Source organism: Catenulispora subtropica, from assembly GCF_039531675.1.
Classification (GTDB): Bacteria; Actinomycetota; Actinomycetes; order Streptomycetales; family Catenulisporaceae; genus Catenulispora; species Catenulispora subtropica.
Window position 1 is genome coordinate 87,766 of sequence record NZ_BAAAQM010000037.1, and the last position, 18,383, is coordinate 106,148.

General features: G+C 73.1%; 12 protein-coding genes and 1 pseudogene. 7 read left to right on the plus strand and 6 right to left on the minus strand.

Going from position 1 to position 18,383, the window contains the following annotated elements:
- Positions 1 to 47 precede the first annotated feature (47 nt).
- The 7 genes from ABD466_RS27970 to ABD466_RS28000 all read left to right on the plus strand — a co-directional run bounded on the left by ABD466_RS27970 (position 48) and on the right by ABD466_RS28000 (position 9,716).
- Complete coding sequence (locus tag ABD466_RS27970; protein ID WP_425558758.1) at positions 48 to 2,213, plus strand: alpha-galactosidase; 2,166 nt, start codon at positions 48 to 50, stop codon at positions 2,211 to 2,213.
- A gap of 33 nt (positions 2,214 to 2,246) precedes the next feature.
- Entirely contained in the window at positions 2,247 to 3,113 is an 867-nt protein-coding gene (locus tag ABD466_RS27975; protein ID WP_344660169.1) for an alkaline phosphatase family protein, read from the plus strand.
- A 225-nt stretch (positions 3,114 to 3,338) separates the two neighbouring features.
- Positions 3,339 to 3,974, plus strand: a complete 636-nt coding sequence (locus ABD466_RS27980) for a GAP family protein (protein ID WP_344660170.1) — start codon at positions 3,339 to 3,341, stop codon at positions 3,972 to 3,974.
- 75 nt (positions 3,975 to 4,049) lie between these two features.
- Positions 4,050 to 5,390, plus strand: coding sequence for a chloride channel protein (locus tag ABD466_RS27985; RefSeq protein WP_344660171.1), 1,341 nt, complete (start codon positions 4,050 to 4,052; stop codon positions 5,388 to 5,390).
- A 5-nt stretch (positions 5,391 to 5,395) separates the two neighbouring features.
- Positions 5,396 to 7,036, plus strand: a complete 1,641-nt coding sequence (locus tag ABD466_RS27990) for a coiled-coil domain-containing protein (RefSeq protein ID WP_344660172.1) — start codon at positions 5,396 to 5,398, stop codon at positions 7,034 to 7,036.
- Complete coding sequence (locus tag ABD466_RS27995; RefSeq protein ID WP_344660173.1) at positions 7,033 to 7,587, plus strand: hypothetical protein; 555 nt, start codon at positions 7,033 to 7,035, stop codon at positions 7,585 to 7,587. Before ABD466_RS27990 ends, ABD466_RS27995 begins: the two co-directional genes overlap by 4 nt.
- Positions 7,584 to 9,716: a hypothetical protein gene (locus ABD466_RS28000; RefSeq protein ID WP_344660174.1), complete on the plus strand. Its 2,133-nt coding sequence runs from the start codon at positions 7,584 to 7,586 to the stop codon at positions 9,714 to 9,716. Before ABD466_RS27995 ends, ABD466_RS28000 begins: the two co-directional genes overlap by 4 nt.
- 37 nt (positions 9,717 to 9,753) lie before the next feature.
- Here ABD466_RS28000 and ABD466_RS28005 read toward each other — a convergent pair whose 3' ends face one another.
- The 6 genes and pseudogenes from ABD466_RS28005 to ABD466_RS28030 form a co-directional block, all read right to left on the minus strand.
- Complete coding sequence (locus tag ABD466_RS28005) at positions 9,754 to 11,100, minus strand: protein kinase domain-containing protein (protein ID WP_344660175.1); 1,347 nt, start codon at positions 11,098 to 11,100, stop codon at positions 9,754 to 9,756.
- Complete coding sequence (locus ABD466_RS28010) at positions 11,097 to 11,978, minus strand: protein phosphatase 2C domain-containing protein (RefSeq protein WP_344660176.1); 882 nt, start codon at positions 11,976 to 11,978, stop codon at positions 11,097 to 11,099. The genes ABD466_RS28005 and ABD466_RS28010 overlap by 4 nt, the downstream gene beginning before the upstream one ends.
- Entirely contained in the window at positions 11,978 to 12,775 is a 798-nt protein-coding gene (locus ABD466_RS28015) for a vWA domain-containing protein (RefSeq protein ID WP_344660177.1), read from the minus strand. The genes ABD466_RS28010 and ABD466_RS28015 overlap by 1 nt, the downstream gene beginning before the upstream one ends.
- Positions 12,772 to 15,360 carry a GTPase-associated protein 1-related protein gene (locus ABD466_RS28020; protein WP_344660178.1) on the minus strand — a complete coding sequence of 863 codons (2,589 nt, stop codon included), beginning with the start codon at positions 15,358 to 15,360 and terminating at the stop codon, positions 12,772 to 12,774. Before ABD466_RS28020 ends, ABD466_RS28015 begins: the two co-directional genes overlap by 4 nt.
- Before the next feature lie 82 nt (positions 15,361 to 15,442).
- On the minus strand, positions 15,443 to 17,413 hold the full coding sequence (locus ABD466_RS28025; RefSeq protein WP_344660179.1) for an AAA family ATPase: 1,971 nt from the start codon (positions 17,411 to 17,413) through the stop codon (positions 15,443 to 15,445).
- 5 nt (positions 17,414 to 17,418) lie between these two features.
- Positions 17,419 to 18,383 (minus strand): annotated as a pseudogene (locus ABD466_RS28030) (hypothetical protein); the annotation flags it as partial.

Below are 18,383 nucleotides of genomic sequence, written 5' to 3' on the forward strand. Positions count from 1 at the left end.
CGTCAAGTATTGATTCCGGGGCGACGCGCTGCCTAGACTCCGACGCCGTGCCAGAACCGACTTCGCCCCCCGCGCCGCACGCCCCGTCGCAGTCAGTGTCCTTCGACATCAGCACCGGAACCGGGGTGCTGAGAACCCCGGGCTCGGCCTACGCGCTGCGGATCGGCGCCGACGGCAGCCCCCGGCACGTGTACTGGGGCGCGCCGCTCAGCGACGCCGAGATCGCCGCGCTGCCGAGCGCGAAGTCCCCCGCGGACAGCAGTTTCGAGGCCGACGCCGTCGCCGACGAGCTGGCCGTCGAGACCGGGGCCCGGTTCGGTCCGGCGGGGCTGCGGGTGCGGTTCGCCGACGGCACCCGGGGGGCGCAGTGGCGTTTCGAGGGCTTCGACCTCGACCCCGACGGCCCGGGCGACACGCTGCGGGTGCGGCTGGTCGACCGGGTTTACCCGCTGGCCGCCGACCTGCACTACCGGGTGTGGCCGGACACCGATGTCATCGAGCGCTGGGTGACCTTGCGGCACACCGGCGGCCCGGGCGCCGACGCGGGCACCGGCTCAATCGTCGTCGAGCGCTGCGACAGCGCCGCCTGGACCCTGCCGGCCCGCCCCGACTACCGGCTCAGCCACCTGGTCGGCGGCTGGAGCAGCGAGTTCCAGCTGCGGCGGGACCGGGTGCCGGTCGCCGAGACCACGCTGACCAGCCGTCGCGGCGCCACCAGCCACCACGCCAACCCGTGGCTGGCGCTGGACGACGGCACCGCCACCGAGACCGCCGGCCAGGTGTGGTCGGCCGCGCTGGCCTGGAGCGGCAGCTGGCGGATCACCGTCGAGCGCGATCCGGTCGGCCGCCTGTCGTTCACCGGCGGCGCGGGGCACGAGGGCGTCGGGGTGACGCTGCAGCCCGGTGAGACGTGGCAGACCCCGGTGTTCGCCGGCCTCTACAGCGGCGCCGGGTTCGGCGGCGCGAGCCGGGCCTGGCACGCCTACGTCCGCGCGCACGTGCTGCCGCACCCCGAGGAGGACCGGCCGGTCGTCTACAACTCGTGGGAGGCCACCGGGTTCGACGTCACCGAAGCCGACCAGAAGAAGCTGGCCGGCCTGGCCGCGCGGGCCGGGGCCGAGCTGTTCGTCCTCGACGACGGCTGGTTCGGCGCGCGCAGGGACGACACCGCCGGGCTCGGCGACTGGGCCCCGTTCCGCGGAGCGTTCCCGAACGGGCTGCGGCCCCTGGCCGCGGAGGTGCGGCGGCTGGGGATGCGGTTCGGGCTGTGGGTCGAACCGGAGATGGTGAACGTCGACAGCGACCTGTATCGCGCGCACCCGGACTGGGTGATCCACTCCCCCACGCGGGAGCCCACCGAGCTGCGCAACCAGCTGATGCTGAACCTGGGGAGGCCGGATACGGCGGCCTGGGTGCTGCGGACGCTGGACGCGCTGGTGCGGGAGAACTCGGTCGACTTCCTGAAGTGGGACATGAACCGGGTGGTGACCGAGGCCGGCTGGCCGGGACACCCGGATCCGGACCGGCTGTGGACCGAGCACGTGCGCTCGGTGTACCGGATCATGGACCGGCTGCGCGCGGACCACCCGGCGCTGCGGATCGAGGGCTGCGCCGGCGGCGGCGGCCGGGTCGACCTGGGCATCATGGCGCGCACCGACCAGTGCTGGACGTCGGACAACACCGATCCGGTGGACCGGATCGGGATCCAGGCCGGCTTCGGCCAGGTGTACCCGGCGGCGGCGATGGCGGCCTGGGCGACGGACAGCCCGAACGGGTCGACGTTCCGGGAGACGCCGCTGCGGTTCCGGTTCCACGTGGCGATGGCGGGGGCGCTGGGGCTTGGCGGGGACCTGGCCGAATGGTCCGAGGAGGAGCTGGACCAGGCGGCGGCGTTCGTGGCCGAGTACAAGGAGATCCGACCGCTGGTGCAGCGGGGGATCGCGTGGCGGCTGCGGAGTGCCGACGGCGTGTCGGGGGTGCACTACGCGGCGCCGGACGACTCCGAGCATGTGGTGCTGGTCTGGCGGCCGACGATGGCGTTCGGGCACGAGCCGGCTCCGGTGGTTTTGCCGGGGCTGCGAGCCGGGTCGCGGTATGTCGACTTGTTCTGGGGTGCGGAGTACAGCGGGGAGTCGCTGACGACGCGGGGGTTGCCGCTGGGGCTGCCGGCCGGGGATTACGCGAGCCGGGTCATCCGGCTGCGGCGGGTCTGAGGGTTCTTGTTCACTTCTCGATCGGAGAACGCGGTGTCTTCCACCTCTGTCACGTCGTCCGCCGCCGGCCGTGTACTGGTCATCGGCATCGACGGCACCCGCCTGGACGTGCTGCGGGCGTCGGCGACGCCGGCCCTCGACACGATCGCCGAGGCCGGCTTCCTGGCCCCGGTGCTCATCGACGACGCGACGCCGACCTGGTCCGGGCCGTGCTGGGCGACGATCGCCACCGGCGTGCCGGCCACCCGCCACGGTATATACGGCAACGACTTCACCGGGCACCGGCTGGCCGACCACCCGGACTTCCTGACCGTCGCGGCCGCGGCGGGCCTGCGCAGCTACCTGTCGGTCGGCAGCTGGGCGCCGCTGGCGACGACGGCCGACGGCGGCCCGCTGTTCGCGGCCCCGAGCCGGCTGACGTACTCGACCTTCGGCCACGACTGCGAGCGCGGCGACGCGGCGGCGGTCGCGGACGCCGTGCGCGTGCTGGCCGACGAGGACGTCCACGTGGCGTTCGTGTACCTGGGCGACCCGGACGAGACGGCTCACGAGCTGGGCGTCGACGCGGACTACGTCGCCGCCGTGGAGCGGGCGGACACCCGGGTGGACCTGCTGCTGGCGGCCCTGCGCTCACGCCCGATGTACGAGGCGGAGCGCTGGACGGTGATCGCGGTGACGGACCACGGCCACGTCGACGAGGGCGGCCACGGCGGCGACTCGGACGTGGAGCGGACCGCCTGGATCGCCGCCGCGGGGCCGGGGATCGCGGCGGGCGCCGAGGTCGGGGGGCTGCGGCATGTGGACGTCGCCGCGCAGGTGTATTCGGTGCTGGGGCTGGAGGCTCAGGCTGCTGCGTTGGGAGTCGAGGGGCGGGTGTTCGGAGCGGTGGCGGCTGTCTGATCGGTGGCCGTCGTCCGCTGTACGGATCGGTGACAGGCCTGGTTCCGGGATCGGGACCAGGCCTGTCTGCTGCGCGTCCGCGTGGCTCCCGGTCAGCTGAACCCGGTTGCACCAACGAAGCCGTCCGAGTTGTTTATGCACCGGCCGACCCGTCAAGGAAGATCAACGCGGGCAGGCGCGGGCACGGGAGCAGACGTTGGCGATGGCGAGGGCGGAGGTGAGGCTTTGCTCTGGGAGGCGATCCCGTCGGCGCTGGCTGCCGCCTTCTCGCCGTCGACGCTGCTGATCGTCGCCGGGTTGCTCGGGATGGCGCATCCGGTGCGGAATGCCGTGGTCTTCCTGGTCACGGCGGCGACGGTCACGCTGGCGGTGGGGTTCGTCGTGGTGGAGGTTCTGAAGGGCACCCACATCGACGACAGCGGGAAGCATCCCACCGTGCCGCCGGCCATCGACCTGGGCATCGGGCTGGTCATTCTGGCGTTCGGGCTGATCGTCGCCCGGCGGCCGCCGCAGGCGCCGAAGAAGAAGCCCGAGGAGCGTGACATGCGTCTGCTCGTGGTCGTCGGTCTGGGGTTGTGGCTGGGCTCACCCTCGCCGCTGTACCTGGCTTCGTTGCACTCGGTAGCGAAGGGTGGCCCAGGCGGGGCGGCCGCGGTGCTCTACGTGATTCTGCTCGCGGTGATCGTGCTGCTGATGGCCGAAGTGCCGATCGCCTACTACCTCTTCCACCCGGAGCGTGCCGCCGCGGGGCTGCGGAAGGCCAATGCGTGGCTCGCGCGGTATGGGCGCACCATCGGGCTGAGCGCGGCGGCGATCGTGGGGACCTACTTCGTCGTCAGTGGGATTGTCGGACTGGCGTAGTGGCCAGGAGTGACACCGTGAAGTAGATGTGCCCGAGATGAGCCTTTTGATACCGCTGGTTACTATCATGCGGATATGACCGACTCGGCCGCCCCCGGACCTCCGTCGTCTCTGAACCCGGCCGAGTTGCTGAAATCGCGCGCCTACGTGGTGCTCCTTGTGCTGGCCGGGGTGGTCGGAGTCCCGGTGTCCACCGTGGCCTACTTCTACCTCAAGGCCGTCGACGCGTCGCAGACCTATGTCTTCACGACCTTGCCCAAGGACCTGGGGTGGGCCAAGGAGCCAGTCTGGTGGCCGCTGCTCCCGCTGTTCGTGAGCGGCGTGATCGTGGCCACCTCCATCAGATTCCTGCCGGGCACCTCGGGCCACAAGCCCGCCGAGGGCTTCAAGGCGTCCGGCACCGTGCGGCCGGTCGACCTCTACGGCGTCATCCTGGCTTCGTTCGCCACCCTCGCGCTCGGCGTGGTCCTCGGCCCCGAAGCACCCCTGATCGCGATCGGCAGCGGGCTGGGCGCTCTGGCGGTGCGCCTGCTGAAGCGCGACGCGCCGGCCAGCGCGGTGGCCGCCGTCGCCGCGGCCGGAGCCTTCGCCGCCATCGCCACCCTGCTGGGCTCACCGATCATCGGCGCGTTCCTGCTCATGGAGGCGGCCGGACTCGGCGGCCTGGCGCTGGGCGTCATCCTGGTACCGGGCCTCCTCGCCGCCGGCATCGGCGCGCTGATGTTCGTGGGCCTGGACGACTGGACCGGCTACGGCACCTTCAGCCTGAGCATCCACAACGCCCCCGCCTTCACCAAGCCCACTGGCTACGAACTCCTGTGGGCCCTGGCCATCGGCGTCGCGGCCGCTCTGGTCGGCACCGTCATCCGCCGCACGGCCCTCACCCTGCAGCCCATCGTCGAAAAGCGCATGATCACACTGATGCCGCTGGTCGGCCTGGCCGTAGCCGGCTGTGCGATCGCCTTCGCCGAAAGCACCGGCCGCAGCACCTCCGACGTGCTGTTCTCCGGCCAGACGGCCCTGCCCGCCCTGGTGGACAGCGCGGCCACCTGGTCGGCGAACTCGCTGGTGCTGGTGGCGCTGTTCAAGTCGGCGGCCTACGCCCTCTCCCTCAGCTGCTTCCGCGGCGGCCCGGTCTTCCCCGGTCTCTACATCGGCGCCGCCGGCGGGATCGCCTTTTCGCACATGCCCGGCCTGCCCATGGTCGCGGGGGCAGCCATGGGGATGGGCGCCATGTCGGTGGCGATGCTGGGCCTGCCCATGACGTCCGTGCTGCTACCGGCTTTGCTGTTCCCGTCTGACGCCTTGGCGCTGACGCCGTTGGTGATCTTGGCGGTTGTGGCTTCTTATGTGATCACCGCGTGGATCGGTCCTGCGAAGGACGATGTTCCGAAGGCACAGGCGGTCCGTCAGTAGCAGTCGTGAGTAGCGACATAGTCAGCGACAAGGCGGTCGCCGCGGAGTTGGCGGCGATCGAGGGGCTGACGCCTGGGGCGGAGGCCGTCGTCCAGTTGCTCGGGGCCGATCTGGAGCAGGGGCGGGATCTGCTGCGGTGGGCCGAGCTTGATCTGGTCGGTGCGTTGGCGCGGGTGGAGAACGTGGCGGCGGGGGGTGGGGCCAGGCGGCGGGGGTGGGAGCGGACTGCTGAGTCCGTTCTCGGGGTCATCGTGTTCTTTCCGTTGCTGCTGACGTGGACCGGGTTGGCGTTCGCCGGGTACTGCTATGGGGAGTTGCTCTCGCAGGACTCCGCGGAGGAGAAGGCGAAGCCGTTTCTGGAGTTGTGGCAGGGCGGCTTCAACAATCGGTTGTGGGCTGTGGGGCGGTTCGGTGATGTCGCCTTCGCCGCGGTGGGGTTCATCGTGCTGCTGTTGCTGCTGGCGGGGGTGCATTCGTTGGCGCGGCGGAAGGCGTTGGCCGATGCCGAGCAGGAGGAGGCCGACGGGGTGCGGATCGTGGGGCGTCTCACGGTCGCGTTGACGCGGGCTCAGCTGGTGCTGAACGCCAAGCAGCTGACGTCGCCCGCACACTTCGAGTCCGCGCTCAGCACGTCGGCGGAGCGGCTCAAGGAGCTCATCGACGGGGCCAAGCGGACGCAGGAGGCTGCCTCGCGGACGTTGAAGAGCAGTGACGCGCTGGCTACTCGGCTGATCGGTACCGCTGATCAGGTCAGTGCCGCTGCGGCTGAGGCGAGTCAGGCGGCGGTGCGGGCGCAGGAGGCCATGCGGAGTGGGGTCGAGGCGCTGGCCCTGGCCCAGGCCGCCACGACGAGTGCGGCGGGTGACCTGCTGCGGGACGGGACCGACAAGCTGGTCGACGTCAACAGGAGTGGGATCGCCGCTGCGGACAAGGCCGCTGAGCAGACGCGGGAAGTGGTGCGCCAGGGAGTCGACGCGCTGCGCGACGGCCAGACGCAGGTCGCGGGGGCTGTCGACTCCGCGCGGGACACGTTGGCCGCCGCTGCCGACCAGGCCGCGGAGCAGACGCGGGAAGTGGTGCGGCAGGGTGTGGACGCCTTGCGGAACACCCAGTCCGTGGTGACCGCGGCCGCCGACCAGGCCGCGGAGCAGACCCGTGAGGTGGTGCGCCAGGGTGTCGACGCGCTGCGGAACAGCCAGACGCAGGTCGCCGGGGCCGTCGACACCGCACGGGAGAACCTGGTCGCGGCCACGCGGCACAGCACCGAGGCGGTCGAGGCGGTCGGTACTCAGCTGCGGGACGCGGGGAACCGGGTCGAGGTCGCGGTGAAGGAGCTGACCGCTGTGCAGGGCGACCTGAACCGGCGGACCGAGGCCGTGCTGCGCTCGGCGGCCGACATCGTCAAGGAGCTGCAGCGGGTGTCGCAGGAGACCGCCACGTCGATCCTGCAGCTCGGGCGGGTCGTCGACCGCTGGGACGAGGCGGCCGCGTTGTGGGTGGGGGCCGCCGAGACCGTGGAGCGCGGCACCGGTCTGGTGCTGCGCGCGCCGCGCCCGACCATCCCGGCCCAGGCCGACCCGGCCGGCGGGCAGCAGGGCTCGAACGGTGCCCGGCCGAGCCCCGCTGCTTCGGGGCCGACGCCGTGACCGGGCCGCGGCGTGCGCGGAGCGACCGGTCGCTGGTGACGCTCGCCGGGTGGCTGTTCGCCGACCTGATGCTGGTGATCATGATCGTGGCGTTGGGGAGCCAGGCCGATGTGCCGGTCGCCAAGCCGGTCGCGACTCCGTCGCCGACGCCCACTCCCACGCCGACGCCTACGCCTACGCCTACGCCGACACCCACGCCGACACCCACCCCCTCGAAGCCGACGCTGGTCGGGCCGCAGGCGCTGGACCCGACACCGGTGGTCATCGACGTGACCGGCGACAGGGGTGACACCGAACATCTGACCGCGCAGCTGGCCAAGGGGCTGGCCAAGTACAAAGACCGCCGGGCCGGCTTCGTCCTCACCTTCGGCTGGGGCTCGGACATCAACGACGACATCGCCTACGCCCAGACCATCAACGGTCTGCTCAGCAGCAAGTTCCCGACCTTGTTCCCGCAACACAGCACCGTGCTGCGGTCCTACATGGATCTGAGCCACGACAGCGGCGGCGCGGCTGAGATCCAGGTCTTCCTGTTCACCGCGGCGACATGAGCGGCCAGTCCGCGCCGCGCTTCCCCGGCTTGCGCGGCTACCCGGTGCTCAAGGCCGGCCTGGCCACGCTGGGCCTGCGGCATCTGGCCGACCTCGTGGCCCCTGAGACGCCGCCCTTCGGCGCCGAGACCGACGCCACCGGCCGAGCCTGCTTCCTGGTCGTGGACGGGATCTGGATCGGTCGGCCCGGGCTGTGGCGACGGCTCGACCACGCCGCGATCGCCCAGGTCCGCGCCGACGCCGAGCGCCGCTTCGGCGCGCACGCCCCGACGGCGACGGAGTTGCTCGGCCTGCTGGACGCCGCGCTCGACGACTACGGCGACATCCTGCGGCAGGCCCTGCTCTACCAGCTCGTGGACATCGCGGGGCGCGCCGCCGGGAGGCCGGGCGCCGTCACCGAGCAGCAGCTGACCGACCTCGGCGTCCATTCCACTGAGGCGGCCGCCGTGCTGGTCCACGTGCACGCCTCCGTCCGGCTCGACGCCCGTGCGGCCGACGCGGCGGAGCGGCTCGCGGACCACGTCGCCGACCGGCGCCTGAGCCAGGCCGCGCGCCTGCTGGCCCGGCTGCCGGCGGACCACGGCGACTGGCGGCTCGCCCAGCTCGCGCAGGACATCGAGCAGCGGATCGGGACCGCGAACGGGTTCCTGGCGGAGGCGCGGGCGCTGGAGGACGACGGCGATCCCGAGGAGTGCGCCACCCGCTACCTTCAGGCGGCCCGCCTCGTCTCCGACGAACGGCACGCCCACCACGGTCTGCTGCGGTCGGCGATCCGGCTCGCCGACTCCCGTGTCGCGGCGGCCCACGACCTGCAGATCAGCGCCACCGACGAGGGCCTGGTGCTGGAGCTGCGGCGGAGCCGGGAGGCCGACGTCTCCTGGTCGGTTCTGCGCCTCTATGACGACGCCACCGACGGCGAGCCGGCCTTCGAAGACACCGACTTCGCCGGGTCGGTCACCGACACCGCCGTCGAGTTCGGACGCTCGGTGCGCTACATCGCGATCCCACTGCGGGACGGGGTGATCGACGCCGTTCCGGTCGCGACGGACCGTATCCGCCACACCCCGGAGGTCCAGCTGCCGGCGGTGCGGGATACGCCATATGGAGTACAGCTGTCATGGCGCGCGCCCGATCGTGCTGACCAGGTACGGGTGCTGCGGTGCGGCGACGAGGCCGCGGTTGAGGTCGAGTGCCAGGACGACGGCGCGCTCGACGCGGGAGTCGAGGAGGGGGACTACGAGTACCGCGTGCAGTGCGGCTACGTGACGACGACCGGAACGGTGTGGTCCGACGGCGTGACAGTCACGGTTCGGGTGGGACGGTGGCCAGCACCGGTCCGGCAAATGCAGGTGGAGGTGGCCAAGGCCACGGAGATGGCGGAGGCGACAACCGTTCCGCCCGACGCGGCGGACCGCGGACTCCCCCTCCGCATAGCGTGGTCCGCTCCCGAGGTCGGTACCGCCGATATCGCGATATGGCCCTACGGCGCGACGTCTCTGGGCTCGGACATCAGTGCCTTCGTCCGTCATCGCCCCGTCGGCGTACCAGGGCTGACAACGCTGGCGGCGGCATCGGAGTCGCCAGAAGTCCGGTTCACCGCGCGTCCCGGCCACACCACGCGCTTCCTCGCCGTCTCGACCCTCGGCGACCGGGCCGTGGCCGGACCGAGCGCACTGGTCCAGGTCGTCCCGGCCCCGCGCGACCTCCGCGTGTCGCGCCCAGCGAACACCGCGAACACCGCGAACACCGCAGGCACCGCGAACACGGCGACCGTCGAGTTCAGCTGGCCGGACCCCGCGGTCCTGGTGGCGGTCTCGTGGCAGGTCGGCGGAACAACCCGCAGGGCCCTGCTGTCCCGCAGCCGCTATCCCGCCACGGGCTTCCGCATAGCCGTCGACCGCTCAGCGTGTCAGATCACGGTCGAGCCGCTGGGCCGACCGGACGCAGATCTGGTGGTCACCTCCGCGGCCACGGTGCTCCTCCCCGCGCTGCCGCCCCCGTTCCGCCCATGGCCCGTCAACCGGCCCACCGCCTCGTTCACACCTCCGACTTCGAGTCCCGGGCCGACCCCGCTTCGCCGCCGCCGCTGGTGGGCGCCCTGGACCTGGTTCCGGCGGCGCCGCCCGTGACGTGCGGCAGCGGCGCCGTGTGAGCCTTCGAAGCGGCTCACACGGCCCGGAAGACCCCCTCGGCCCCCTCCCCGAACTCGATCAGCAGTCCCTCGCGCAGCATCACGCCCTTCTCCATCGGCACCGCGTTCGGCTTGCGGGCGTCCTCCCGGTGCACCATCCACTCCCGCGGCTGCTTGTTCCGCAGGCCGAGGCGGCCGGCCTCGGTCGGGTGGGGGACCACCTCCGCCACGACGTCCTCGAAGTCGTGCACGTCGGGGTCCGAGCGCAGGTGGAACGACAGCACTTTGGCACCCGGCGAGAGCCGGATGGAGCGCACGGTGCGCACCCGGCCCATGCCGCTGGAGATCTCCAGGCGCGGCGGCAGCTTGAGCGTCTGCTTGCAGGACCAGCACGGGGTCGGCGCGACCTCGGGGCCCGGCTGCACCATGTTCTGCCGCTGGCAGTTCGCGCAGACCACCACGGCGTCGTGGGCGTCGCGGAAGGCGTCGCGCCACTGGTTCTCCGCGACGCGGCGGCCCGGGTCCTGCAGCCCGACGGTGAAGGCCTGTTCGAACAGGGCGCGCAGGATCGGCGGGGTCGCGGCCCAGGTGCCGAGCACGGTGTCCTGTTCGCCGGGGACCGGGCGGTTGGTGTCGATCTTCGGGTCGAAGACGAACACCGGGTCGGTGCCGTTCAGGCGGAGCCAGGCGTCGTCGTCCATGATGCCGACCTTCAGCGCGGCCGCGCCGTCCAGCGGGTGGTGGTTCATCAGCAGCATGAACAGCAGCACGGCGAGGGCGTGCAGGTCGGTCTGGGTGCACGGGACCGCGCCGGGATCGTTGCGGACCAGTTCCGGGGCCATGAACTGCATGGTGCCGCCGATGGAGGTCGGCGCGCCCTCGAACACCGCGTTGTCGTTGTCGCAGACCAGCACCTCGCCGGTGCGCGGGTCGAAGAACAGGTTGCCCCAGGAGATGTCGCGGTAGGAGATGCCCTGGACGTGCAGGTGGCGGAAGGCCTCGGCGGTGTTCAGGGCGACGACCAGCAGGGTCCGCGGCGTCAGGCCGCGCACCGCCCGGTCCCGCTTGAACAGGCGCGGCAGATCGATGAAGCGGTCCGGCCGCACGTCCATCAGGTAGCCGAAGCCCCGCGGGCCGGTCACCAGGTGCCGGGGCCACAGGAAGCGCGGGTCCCGGATCTGGCGGCCTACCAAGCCCTCCAGGATCATCCGCTGCTGCGGAGTGGCCCACTCCGGGTAGTACCACTTCAGCGCGAACGGTCTGCCCTCGACCGAGACCTTGTAGACCTCGCCCTGGCCGCCGAACCCGAACATCCCCTCGACGCTCACCTTCGCGCCGTCCTCGGTGCGCAGGACGCTGCCGGAGCTGAGTCGACTGTTCATAGTTCCTTCCCTCTTCTGGTTTCCGAGGACGTGCGGGGTGCGGCGGACCCGGGCGCGTACGCGGCCAGGAGCGTGGTGTCGTCCCCGGAGTTGTCGGCCGCCCGTTCGAGCCAGCCCGGCAGGCGTTCGCCGACCCAGGCCGGGCCGTGCGCCCGGAACCGGTCGTAGACGTCCTGGGCGAACCGCACGTAGCCGTCGCCGTCGGCGAAGCTGTTCGTCAGCCCGTCGGTGTTGATCATGATCAGGCGGTCGCGGCCCAGGCTGGACAGCGGCTGCCAGTGGGTGCGCATCCGGTGCCACGGCTCGGGCCCGCACAGCGAGTCGGTCTCGTCGCCGACCTTGTCGCCGGTCTCGGCGAACAGGTGCCGCGGCGGGCCGTTCTCGTCGACGAGCACGATGTCGCCGTCGCCGAGCTGCCAGCAGAAGACCTGGGTCCGCGACAGCAGGACGCCGAGCAGGGTGCTGCCGTAGGGCACCAGCCGGTCCCGGCCGAACTCCGCCGCGGGGCCGGCCGTCCCCCGCGAGGGCGCGTTGAGGTCGTGCAGCCGGGTGCGGTCCAGCCAGCTCCGGCACACGGTCCGGCGCAGGGGCAGGTCACCGGCCTCGCGCAGCCGCCGCCAGGCGCCGGGCCCCTCCCCCTCGAGCTCGGCCACCATCCGGGCGAACGGCGTGACGCAGCGGACGAACTCCTCCACCGCCCACGCCGACCCCAGGTGGCTGCGCCGGTGCGGGGCCGCGCCGTGGCCGTCGGCGACCGTCAGCAGCAGCGCCGCGCCGTCGGCCACCGCGCGGAACCGCAGCGCGTCCTGGGAGTACTTCTTGTTCGCGCCCTTGACCGTGGCGTGGACCGGGGTCCACGCCGGGGTGTCGCCGCCCATCAGTCGAAGAAGTCGGGGTCGTCGTCGAGGATGTTGCCGTGCGGCTGGGCCGATCCCGCGCCGAACGGGAAGCGGGTCCGGGTCCGGGTCACGGTCGGGGCGGCGCCGAAGGTCGTCGACGCCGCGCCGCCGCCCCGCGAGGTGCCGGCGCCCGGCGACGGGGATCCGGAGCCCGAGGACGCCATGTTGAGCGCGTTGGTCGACGCCCACCGGATCGCCGCGGCGATCTGCTTGCCGTTCTGCGCGCGCAGCACCGGCAGCTCGGGGTCGTTGACGAACTCCTGCATCATCTGGCGGTCCGCGTCGTCGCCGATGGCCACCGCCACCCGCACCGCCTTGCGGCCCCAGTCGGTCGCCTCGATCGCGCGCAGGCCGGACCGCCAGTCGTCGGTCGGCTGGCCGTCCGAGACCAGCACCAGCACCGGCCGCATGGCCCGGCTGGGCATCGTCGGGCTCTGGAACTCGTCGGCGACCAGTTTGAACGCGCTGCCCATGGCCGTGCTGCCGCCGGCCGCGACCAGGTCGTTCCACACGTACGTCTCGATCGCGGTGGCCCCGGGCCCGTGCCAGTCGGCCCGCTCGCTGAAGCGGACGGTGCGGATCAGCAGCTGGGCCGCCGGGTAGCCCTGGGCGACCGAGCGCAGCTCGGGGACCGCCTCGCGGATCGCGGTGTTGAGCGCGGCCATCTTGCCGTTCACGCTCATCGACCCGGAGCAGTCCAGCAGCCAGTAGAAGTTCACCGACCGCTTGGTCATCGGACCGCCCGGGATGTCCATTTCCTCCGGACCGGTGGTCATCGCTGGTTCTCCTGTTCCGTCTCGGTCCCGGCCGGGGCCGGGTGGTGGGTGGTGCGGTGGTCCCGCGGCTCCCGCGGTTCCCGCGGTTCGCCCGGACCGGGCGGCGGCGCCGTGGCGTGCTCCCACGCCTGGCGCCAGGAGTCGCGCAGGTCGTCGCGGCGGCGGAACTGCTTGACGACGCGGTCCGCCCACTCCAGCCCCGCCGCGCGCATCGTGGGCAGAACCAGGCCGTGGATCAGGTCCCTGCCGATCCGCTGGGCCCGGTCGTCGTCCGCGTGCCGCAGCGCGCGCCAGAGTTCGTAGCGCACGGCCGCGTACTCGGCGTCGTGCACCATCGCCGTGCGCACCGCGCCCGCGCGCTCGCGGTGCGCCTCGCCGTAGGCGTCGAGCAGCCGGTGTCCGCCGACCGTCAGCAGCCGGCCCAGGACGTCCCCGCGTCTCAGCTCCTCGGCGGGGGCCTCGACGTAGAGCACCGCCAGCCGCTTCAGCACGTCGTCCCGGACGGCGGGGCGGGCCGGGCCCTCGGAGAGCAGGTCGCCGACGATGTGCGCGACCCGGTCGAGGGAACGGCGGCCGCGCTCCGCGCCGCCCATCTCCACGAGCAGCTGCGCCGTGGTCCGGAGGCTCGGCGACAGCCCGCTGAGGTCCTTCAGGACCCCGGCCAGTTCGGCCAGGTCCCGGCGTTCGTCGGGCATGACGACGTCGGTGTGGCGGTTGAACGTATCGACCAGCAGCGAGGCGAAGGCCTGCTCCCGCAGGTCCCGGGCGCTCAGTGTGCGGCCCAGCCCCGCGGCGTCGGCGAGCGGCAGACCGAAGGCGGTGTCCGGCCAGGCCAGTTCGACCATCGCGCGCAGCAGCGAGGTGTCGAGCTTGCGCACCCGCCCGCGCAGGGCGTCGAAGCAGGCGTAGCCCCGCAGCCCGGCGATCTTCGGTTCCTGCGCGATGGCGATCAGGCGCAGCACCGGGGTGCGGTCCATCGGCTGCCGCGCCAGCCAGATGCGGACCGGGCCGGCGAACAGGTCGCGGACCGCCAGGACGTCGCCGCCTTGGGCCACTGCCTCCAGCCGTGCGGTCACGGCCGCCGAGAGGTCGGCTTCGGACGGCGAGCCGAGCAGGTCCAGGACGGCGGCGCGGTCGGCCCGGTCGCCGGCGCCGAGCAGCACGTCGGCGAGGCGGCGGCCCAGGCCGGCGAGCACGGTCTCGGACAGCAGCAGCAGCGAGCGGGCGAGGGTCAGCCCGCCGCGGAGTGCGGCCAGGTCGACCGCGCCTTCGGCCTTGAGCGTGGTCAGCACCGGCCCGCTGAACTCGGCACCGAGCCGGTTGCGCTGGTGGGAGGCGAGGTCGAGGCCGCCCAGCGGGTCGGCGGCGACCCCCGCGGGATCGGCGGCGGCGCGCGCGAGCGCGACCCGGCCGAGCTCCATCGCGGCCTCGTCGGCGGCGTCCTCGGCGCGCAGCCGCAGCGCGGCCAGCGCGGGACCGACGGCCTGCCAGACCGGCCCCTGACCGGGCGTCGCCCTGGCGGTGTCGAGCAGCCAGCGGGTGAGCGTGGCCTTGTCGTCGTGCGAGATGCCGCTGGTGTTGGTCTTCCGGGACAGCCAGTCGAGGACCTGGAGCCGGGTGTCGACCTCCAGGTCGACTTCTTCGAGCAGCGCGAGCACGGCCAGGCGCCCGGCGTCGAAGGGCCGGCCGGCGGGCAGCCGCACGGCGTCGGTGATCAGGTCGTGGCGCTCGGCCAGCCACAGCGCGGCGGCGAGGTCGGCCCAGGGGTCCTCGGCCGGTGGGCTCAGGCGTCCGCCCTCGCCGCGGACCCGGTAGGTGTGGGTCAGCTCGTCAGTCCTGAAGCCGAAGTCCGTGCTGTCCGGCGCGATGCCGACGATCTGCTGGTAGGCCGTGGAGGGGTGACGGGCGAAGGTGGTGAAGGTCAGGCGTTCAGCGGCTTCGGGCGGCAGGGAGGCGCAGATCAGGGCGATCCAGAACACGACGTCGACCTGTTCGCGGTACACCAGCAGCAGCTGCGGTCCGGCCTGTTCGGCGAACAGGCTCCGGGCGTCGGCGAGCACTGAGGCCAGTTGGCCGCGCACGCGGCGGGCGAACCGGTGCAGGTCGGCCGCGGCGGCGACTGGCGCCGTGGCGTGGTCGGCGTGCTCGGCGTGGTCGGCGTGGTCGGCATGCTCGGCGTGGCCGGCATGCTCGGCATGGCCGACACGGTCCCGGTCCGGGCCCCAGAACCGCCCGCTCCAAGCGTCGATCGCATAGCCGGCGCGCCGCTCCGAACCCTGGGTCCAGATCACGAGGCGGGCCTCGACCTCGAGTCCGGACGGCGCCGCCCGGCGCGCGACGGCCCGGCACAGCACCGTGCTCCGGTCCGGGAGACGGCTGAACGCCAGGCTCGGCATGTCCGTGGGGGCGCCGCACTCCAGCAGGCGCCCGATCCAGGCGGTGCGGTCGTCCTCCAGGGTTTCCGACACCGGGCGCAGCGTCATCGGGTCGTCGGCGTCCGCGCGGAAGCGGAGGTGGTGGACCACCAGCTCGGCGGCCGGCACCGGCAGCGCGGGCGGCGGCAGCGGCTGGAACCGCTGGCTCATCGGCGGACTCCTCTCGGACTGCCGTTCGGGGACCGGTGAACGGGACATCGGGCTCTGACGGACCGCGCGGGCCGCGCGCCGCTCAGTGCCGCACCACCGTGGCGACCGGGCTGCCCGGTTCGACGGTCGCGTACCAGTGCCCGTCCGGACCGTGCTCGGCGATCTCGTGGACCAGCGGGTCGCGCAACGCGCGGGTGAGGATCACCGGAACCTGGCGGTAGCCGAGCGCGGCGACCGCCGGGTCGCTGATGGTCCGCACCACCAGGTCGATCACGGGCTCCTCGTCGACCTCCAGGCGCACGCCCTTGCGCCCGGCGTTGCGGACCAGGTAGCCGAGGAACTTCCGGACGATCACCGGAACGTGTTCGGGGCGCACGATGTCGAAGGACACGATCCCGTCGCCGAGGCGGCCGAGCAGCTCCGGGCGCCGCAGCTTCTCGGCGAAGTGCCGCCGCACCTCCTGCTCGAAGTGCTCCGAGACCTGCTCGTACGTCGGCAGCCCCTCCGGGCCGCCCTGCCGGACCTGCCGGTAGATCGAGTCGGCGCCCAGGTTCGAGGTGAAGACGATCAGGCTCTGCGAGAAGTACGCGGTCCGGCCCAGGCCGTCGGTCAGCCGGCCGTCCTCCAGGACCTGCAGAAACTTGTCGAAGATCGACTCGTGCGCTTTCTCGACCTCGTCGAACAACAGCACGCTGAACGGCCGCTGGTGCATCCGGTTGGTGAGCTCGCCGCCGCGCTCGTGGCCGACGTAGCCGGGCGGCGCGCCGTAGAAGCGCTCGGCGTTGTGCGGCTCGGAGAAGGAGGACATGTCGAACCGGCACATCGCCGCCTCGTCGTCGAACACGAGCTCGCTCAGCGCCCGCACCAGCTCGGTCTTGCCGACCCCGGTGGGGCCGACGAAGAAGAACACGCCCTTGGGCCGGGCCTCCGGGCTGTGCGGATCGGCGGCCAGGTCGATGCCGAGCGTGGCCGCCGTCAGGGCTCTGCCGACCCGGTCCACCGCCGCGTCCTGCCCGACCACCCGCGCGCCGAGCCGGGCCCGGGTCTCGCGCGGATCCCGGCCACGGTGCGCGGCCCAGGGGTCGGCCTTGCGGCCGAACCGGGTCCGGTTGATCAGCTCGCGCGGCTCGTCCAGCGGGATCCGCTGCGCGCGGCTGGTCCGCCACAGGCCGTCGAGCTCGGTCAGGGCCATGCCGTCGGACAGGTTGGCCAGCGCGCGCACGCTGCGGTCCAGGACCGCGGGCGCGAGCTCCGAGGCACCGTGGAACCGCGACTCCAGCACCTGCAGATAGGCCTCGCGCTCCTCCACGGTCGGCCGCAGCACCTCCACGGTCTGCACGAACGGCTCGTCCCGGTACAGCCACTCCGGCAGCGCGGCCAGGTCGCCGACGGTCAGGATCAGCAGGTTGCGCTGGTACTGGATCTCGGCCGCGCCCAGCATGGCCTTCTTCACCACGCCCAGCAGGCTGCGGTCGGCCTGGTCGCCGTGCGCGGGGTCGAACAGCAGCAGGTCGCCGCCGTCGACGACGAACGCGGCGGGCTCGTCGTCCTGGGCCAGCACGCGGCGGATCGCGGTGAGCGCCGCCTGCGGCCCGTCGTACGCCGGCACCGGGGAGGCGTCGACGGCGCTCGTGAGGCGTCGTTCCAGCGCGGCCGTCCGCGTGCGGCCGGCGGACGGGGTGGAAGGGGCGGGAGCGCGACCGGGTTCACGCTCCCGCCCGGCTTCGCGGTCCCGGTCGCCGCGCCCCGCCCCGCCGTCGCGGGCCGCGCGGCCCGCCCGCCGGACGTGGTGCTCGAACCGGGCCAGGTCGTCGTCGCCCCGGACCCGCAGATGGTCGACGGGGTCGTAGAAACCGATCAGCCGGTAGTGCAGGTTCTCCAGCACGACGGCCAGCGCGTCCTCCAGCGGCAGGTAGTCGCCGCGCCACCAGACGAGGTCGTGGATGTTGCCGTGCAGGATGAGGTGGCGGCCGCGGCGGATCTCGGCCACGGCCCGTTGGAGCCAGGCCGAGCTGCCCCGCCGCGACGAGGTGGGCTCAGGGCCCGAACCCATGATGGTCACCGCTCCCGCCCCCTCGGCAGGCTCTCCGGCCGGACCTGCGCGGCCCGCAGCCGCCCGTCGGGCTTGCCCTCCCAGCGCAGGCCGCTCGTCGCGATGTCCGCGGCCTCCAGCTCGGTGTGCAGCTGTGTCAGGATCTCCTCGGTGAGGTCGCAGTGCTTCTCCTCACCGTCGGCGGCGAAGGCGGTGCGGAAGTCGGAGCCGGAGCCGTGATAGACGATCGCCACCTCGTCGTTCTCGGCCGGACCGACCTCGACGGTGAGCGGCGACTCGTCGGCGGCCCGCTCCGTCCGGAACGTGACGCGGTCCCCGTCCCGCTCCAGGCTGCCCGGCACCAGCCGCAGCCCGGCCTTCGGCGCCGCGTCGATCACCGCGCCGGCGACGGCCGCGATCCGGTCCATCAGCCGCAGCCACACCTCCAGCTCCGTGGTCAGCGTCCGGATCGACCCGACCAGCTGCGCCAGATCCTGTTCGGCCGAGGCCAGCGCGCCCGCGCCCGGCCAGTCCCCGCCGAGCGTCTGCCGCAGCCGGCCGACGGCGAAGCGGGCGTTCTGCCCGCCGGGCAGCGGCGCGCCCTCGGCGGCGGCCTCGGCGAGCACCCGGTCCAGGGCGCCGCCGGCGGCGTCGACGCGCGCCCGCAGGTCCTCGAACGCCGCACGGTTGGCCGCGGCCGCCGACAGGTGCGCGGTGGTCTCCGCGGTCAGAGCCCGGAACACCGCCGTGAACGCGGACCCGGGCGCGGCGGCCTCCGCTTTGGTCAGCAGCCCGGTCACCCGGAGCGCCCCCTCAGGGTCGAACGCGGCGTGCGGGCCGGCCGCGGCCAGCTGGTTGCGCACGGCGCCGACGGCGTCCCGGCGCTGCTTCTCGGCCAGGGCGCCGGCGACGGCCGGGGCGAGCGCCGCCAGCCGCCGCTCCAGTCCGGCGGCGTCCTTCCGGCCCCGCCGCACCGCCTGCTCGTCCGGGA